At 36.0% G+C, this 5,860-nt stretch carries 4 protein-coding genes; 1 reads left to right on the top strand and 3 read right to left on the bottom strand.

Features of this window, described 5'->3' with window-relative positions; genetic code table 11:
- Positions 1-242: 242 nt before the first annotated feature.
- On the bottom strand, positions 243-902 hold the full coding sequence (locus AC220I_RS17050) for an HAD family hydrolase (protein WP_486725068.1): 660 nt from the start codon (positions 900-902) through the stop codon (positions 243-245).
- 50 nt (positions 903-952) lie between these two features.
- Positions 953-1,858 (bottom strand): hypothetical protein, encoded by a 906-nt coding sequence (locus AC220I_RS17045; RefSeq protein ID WP_486725067.1) that lies wholly within the window; start codon positions 1,856-1,858, stop codon positions 953-955.
- A gap of 131 nt (positions 1,859-1,989) precedes the next feature.
- Here AC220I_RS17045 and AC220I_RS17040 point away from each other — a divergent pair, with 131 nt between their 5' ends.
- Positions 1,990-3,348 carry an MATE family efflux transporter gene (locus AC220I_RS17040; protein ID WP_486725066.1) on the top strand — a complete coding sequence of 453 codons (1,359 nt, stop codon included), beginning with the start codon at positions 1,990-1,992 and terminating at the stop codon, positions 3,346-3,348.
- A 392-nt stretch (positions 3,349-3,740) separates the two neighbouring features.
- Here AC220I_RS17040 and AC220I_RS17035 read toward each other — a convergent pair whose 3' ends face one another.
- Positions 3,741-5,384: a BCCT family transporter gene (locus AC220I_RS17035; protein WP_486725065.1), complete on the bottom strand. Its 1,644-nt coding sequence runs from the start codon at positions 5,382-5,384 to the stop codon at positions 3,741-3,743.
- Between the last annotated feature and the right edge of the window lie 476 nt (positions 5,385-5,860).

Below are 5,860 nucleotides of genomic sequence, written 5' to 3'. Positions count from 1 at the left end.
TAGTTCGTTCGGGTACGAACTAATATTAACATTATTTATAACACTTGTCCAGTTTATTTCAAAAATAAAACCACTTAATCATAATATGAATCTTGTCTCATTCTCTTATTTTCAAGAAATCCTACACATTTCATCATTTATGATTCAAGTGGTCTTTAATTACATCATACTATTTACTGCTCTCGATTATTTCTGCATTTTTATAAAGGCTTCTACTTCCATCTTCGATGGGATCGATGGTACTAGATTGAAGCAACAAAATGTCCCAGATTCATGCCCTTTTTCCGGTCCAAATGATAGCCTGATATGCCCATCTTTTGAGCTGCCTTGACATTTTCAATTTTGTCGTCGATAAATATACATTGATGTGGTGTCTTGTTGATTCGCTCTAATGTCAATTCATAAATTTTCTTATCCGGTTTTGCACATTTTTCATAGGAAGAAATAATCACATGACTGAAGTACTTTCTTATGTCTAAGAAATCAAACGCCCAATCCAGACTGGCTGTTGCATTTGACAATACCACCAGTTCATACTTATCTTTTAAGTGGTTAAGGATTTCGACCGTCTCATCATATAATTTATATTGAAAGGTATCAAAAGCTAAAAAATAAAGCTTGTCCTTCAAGTCAGCATTTCCTGGATCTACGATTTCTGCTATTTTTGAATATCTTTTTTCAAGCCATTCTTTTTCATCTGTCCAGGTTACAATAGTCTCTACATCACTGCAATAGATGCAATCTATTGCCTTAACTTCTTTCAAAGCAAGATTAATGATCTCTGCATCATAGCCCAATGAGTGTAAAACCCTCTCTACAATACTCTTCCTAAATTCATCAATATAGAACAGTACACCGCCTGCATCAAATATTATGGTATCTATATGTGGTAATGGCTTCATAATCACGCTCTCTTTTTATTTAGTCTTCTTATTTAGTCTTTTTTAAATCATTAATAGTACCAAGTCATTCTTAATGACTCTGTTTGAATGTCACTATTTGCTGCCAAGGCCTCTGGCAATTTATGTGTTTCAAAATAATTATCATATCGCATATGTTTGATATCACTTGCCATTAAAGGATGACAGTTTTGATCGAGTAAATGTAAGGGATAGTTGAGTCCCGGTGACAAAGGTTCAATATATTCTAAATCATAGCATTTTAAAACTGCAGCTGAAAATACAGCTTGATGAATAAAGATGGCATCTGCTGGTTTGGAGTGAAGTAAAGTTTGAACCTCAGAATCCATCAACAAGCTTTCAAGCGCTAAAATCGCATTTTGAAACACCCTTTTATTTTCATGTGCAATCACAAAGCCAATATTGAAGTAGGGATAAATCAAGGTATTGGAAACGGTTGTTCTTACAGCTATAGACATATGTGGCTTATCAATATCAATTGATTTCTCAATCTTTCTGTTTAAATCAAAATGTTTGTAGATCGGTTTCCATATTCCTGAGATTGGCTCACCATAATCAATTCCTATATTTTTCTCGTCAACAGGATTCAGCTGAACACCTTTTTTATGCTCAAAGCTTACAGGTTTCAAAAAATAACTGTCCACGTCAATCCAAATATAATCCTCTTGGCATTGGGATTCGAATCGCGCTGCGGCAAAGAGTTTATCTGCAAATGGTAACTTAATTAAATGCTTGGGAATATCCACAACTACGAATTCCACATCTTCAAAGGATTTCTTTATTTGTACTTTGGCATTTTCAAATTGTTCTGGCAAGATATGACGATTCACCATAACACTAATTTTGGGATTTTGAATATTTTTATAAATTGAAGCAATTAATTGCTCTGCATGTGCGAAGTAATTCACATGTCCAACGTAAAAACCGATTGTTTTCATTGTTTGACCTCCATTCATCTTCTATTTTAATTTTAGCACACCTAATCATTGGAAAGAAGAGACAAATGGCATATAAAGCCTAAAACGGGGTATAAAATGAGATGTGTTCTCAACTGTTTAGAGGAGGCTATATGAACGATATTGATTTAACCCAAGGTTCTATTTTTTCCCATATTAGAAGAATTGCCATTCCGGCCAGTGTCGGCATGCTTTTCAACACGCTTTTTAATGTTGTTGATACTTACTACGCTGGTAAGCTTAGCACTGAATCACTTGCAGGCATGACCATTTCATTTCCAATATTTTTTATTATTCTTGCCTTGAGTTCTGGTATAGGCAGTGGCGCAACCGCTTTAAGCGCTATTGCACTGGGTGAAAAGGATCAAGAAAAATTTCACAGTTTAAGTTACAACGCCATTCTATTTGGATTTTGTCTCTCATTGTTGATTTCCTTATTTGCCCCCTTAATTGTGCCTTATTTATTTAATCTATCTGGTGCAAGTGGGCTCTCTAAAACACTTGGCATTCAATATACCAATACAATTTTTTATGGATCGGTCTTTTTTATATTAAATTCTGTACTCAATGCCATGTTAAATGCTCAAGGGGATACAAAATCCTATAGGAACTTCTTGATCATTGGCTTTTTTATGAACTTATTTTTAGACCCTCTTTTTATCTTTGGATGGTTTGGACTTCCCAAGCTCGGTACAACAGGTGTTGCTCTGGCAACTGTAATCGTACAAGCTATCGGCTCAGTTTACATGATATCAAGACTTAAAAAAAGCCCAATATTTAAGTTGAGCCTATTCAAGGCTGAACGCTTCAAACCTCAAGTTGTTTTACAATTATTTCAGCAGGGTTTTCCAGCAAGTTTGAACATGATGACCATTGCCCTTGGTGTCTTTGTCATCAACTTCTTCGTTCTCAAATATGCGGGTTCCGTCACTATCGCTGCATATGGTGTAGCTGTTAGAGTGGAACAACTGGTTCTACTACCTGCATTAGGTTTAAATATTGCAGCCCTAACCCTATCTGGTCAAAATTACGGTGCAAAGCTCTATCAACGCATCCTAGAAACCCAAAGAACGGCACTATATATTGGCGTAGGTATGATGATTGTTGGTGCTTTCCTTATTTATCCCTTGGCACCTTATGTCATCGCTCTCTTTAACGACAACGATGGTGTTATCATGGCTGGTACACATTATCTTAGAATAGAAGTATTTGCCCTTCCAACCTATATCATTCTGAATGTCCTAATATCGGTTCTTCAAGGCATTAAAAAACCAAATTTTGCTGTTTTAATCGGTCTCTACAGACAAATACTTATCCCTTCAACACTTTTTTACTTCCTTGGAAACGTTATGGGGATGGGCATTACAGGTGTTTGGTGGGGAATCGTCATCAATAACTGGAGTGCCGTGATTATTGCCTTAATCTATACGAGATTTGCCATGAAGCGTTTGAAAAAAGACCTTGAAGGTTAAACTGAACCTTCATACAATATAATCTAAACAGCGTTTAATCGTCTTAAATGCTATGTATGGCTTAAGTGCTATTAACGCTGGTAATGTATGCAGTACTGGTTGTGCTGGCAGTGCTGGCAGTGTAGCAGTATCGGTTGTGCTTGTAGTGCTGATCGTAATTAAATACTTATAGTGCTTATAAACATTAAAACCCCCACCTGTAATCTGATCTACTTTCTTTTGTTGGTTTTTATACCTAACAAAACTTTACAAGATCAAACCACAGATGAGGGTTCATTTTTTTCGTTAATTATTTCTGACTAATTATTTCTGATTAATTAAGTGCCTTTATTTTTTTCCTCATTCATTTACTTCCTAACTTATTATCGAATATTAGAAATAAACTCAATAAGTTATGCCGATTCAGATTCTTGCTCTTCAAATTCACCCATCATAGTCTCAAAGTGGTCCAAATCTCTGATGAACTTTTGTCGCTTGTAAGCTTTCTGAACACTGCCAAGAAGTAAGAAACTCATTACAATCAGAATGATTGCAAAAGGCAAACCTGTTGCAATTACAGCTGTTTGAAGGGCTTTTAAAGCTGTTTCGCCACCAATAAGTAGAAGCACAATTGCAACAACACCTTCCATACTTGCCCAAAAAACACGCTGGGCAACCGGAGATTTAAGTTTACCACCTGAAGTGATGTTATCAACCACAAGAGATCCCGAGTCACTTGAAGTGACAAAGAATGAAATAACAAGTACTGTACCCGCTATGGATAACAATGTTTTAACCACACCTTCCAGTAGTGGAATATTAAGATATTGAATCATTTCAAAGATAGCAACCGGCAAATTATTACCAACTGTTTCAAATAAGGCACCTGATGTTAATGTGTTAATTTGAATCGCTGTACCGCCAAAAACGGTCAACCAAACAAAAGATAATAGCGATGGCACAATAAGGACAGCCAGTACAAATTCTCTAATGGTTCTCCCTTTAGAAATTCTCGCAATAAACATCCCTACGAATGGCGACCACGAAATCCACCATGCCAAATAGAATACCGACCAACTCGCTTGCCAACCACTACCATCTGTGCTTACAAAAAAGGATGAGCTGACAAAATCATTGATATATAATCCTAAAGAATTACTGAACAGCTTTACTAAATAGCCTGTCGGACCTAGTATTAACACTACAAGCATAAAAATACCAGCCAGTTTTATATTGAGTTCTGATAAAATTTTGACCCCTTTATCTAGACCTGAAACAACACTCATGGTTGCAAGTCCAGTAATACCAATAATCAATAAAACCTGTGTCGTCACATTAAAATCAACACCAAACAAATAATTCAAGCCACTGTTAATTTGCTGAACACCCAATCCCAATGAGGTTGCAAGTCCAAACAAACAAGAAACAACTGCTAAAATATCAATTAAATCGCCCCAAAAACCAAATATTTTGTCCTTGAGCAATGGATAAAACACAGACCTTAATGACAATGGCAACTTCTTATTATAAGCAAAAAAGGCGAGTGCAAGTGATATTAATGCATAAATTCCCCATGGGTGTAATCCCCAGTGGAAGAAGGTTGTTGCCATTGCTTGGGCATCACTCATACCACTCTGGAAAATCGGTGGTGTCTGCATCATATGATATAGGGGTTCACCAACTGACCAAAACATCAGGCCAATCCCCATACCCGCTGAGATCAGCATTGAATACCATGAGAAATTACCAAATTCCGGTTCTGCATCTACACCGCCTATTTTTACATGACCTAGTTTGGAAAATGCCATAATCAGACTTACTAAGATAAAGAAATTACTGCTTAAAACAAATAACCAATCGAAGTTTGATACGATTAAATTATTGATGACGTTAAATACCGCATTGGCGCGTTCTAAATCCACAAAGGCGAAAAAGGCAAATAGAATGACGATTAGTCCTGCACCTATTGATACTACAGGATTCATATCCATCCCAAACTTTGTGAAATTTCGACTGAAAAGTTTTTCTTCAGCCACAGTTCTTAATTTTTGACTCATTAAATTGTTACTCCCTTCATTTTGTTTATTTTTATAAAAAAAAAAGACACTCTAACACTTTGAAAAATCAAAGAGTTAGAGTGTCTAAGCTTCGACAATAATGCCTCACTTTATACCATCCAAGATAGTATAGTCCATGTCCTTTCGAACCTGTACAGACCCCAGTTCTTAAAATCATTTTTGGGCATTCTTTCACTTCTAATCAGAAGACTTACGCAAATCTACAGATATAAATGCATATTCACGCTCGCAATCTAAGTTACTACAAATGCTTACTTCATGTTTAATTGCCTTATGCATTATAACACATTTTGATGTATAAAGCAAATTCCGCCTTATTTAATAGGAATTAGAATTTCAGTTTCATATTTTTCAGGATTTCCCTTTAAAAGCATTCCTGGCCCCTTTAAGTATATTTCTCTGCTTGGGGTATATGTTTCGAGTTGATTTTCACTGATATAATCAGCAACCACCTT

It is taken from the genome of Fusibacter sp. (assembly GCF_057447755.1).
The sequence above is the reverse complement of the archived record's forward strand: the minus strand, read 5'-3'. Positions and strand labels throughout refer to the sequence as shown.

Bases quoted from the DNA above. Each gene is read 5' to 3' on its own strand.
- AC220I_RS17045 (WP_486725067.1), bottom strand. From the start codon at position 1,858: ATGAAAACAATCGGTTTTTACGTTGGACATGTGAATTACTTCGCACAT.
- AC220I_RS17050 (WP_486725068.1), bottom strand. From the start codon at position 902: ATGAAGCCATTACCACATATAGATACCATAATATTTGATGCAGGCGGT.
- AC220I_RS17035 (WP_486725065.1), bottom strand. From the start codon at position 5,384: ATGAGTCAAAAATTAAGAACTGTGGCTGAAGAAAAACTTTTCAGTCGA.
- AC220I_RS17040 (WP_486725066.1), top strand. From the start codon at position 1,990: ATGAACGATATTGATTTAACCCAAGGTTCTATTTTTTCCCATATTAGA.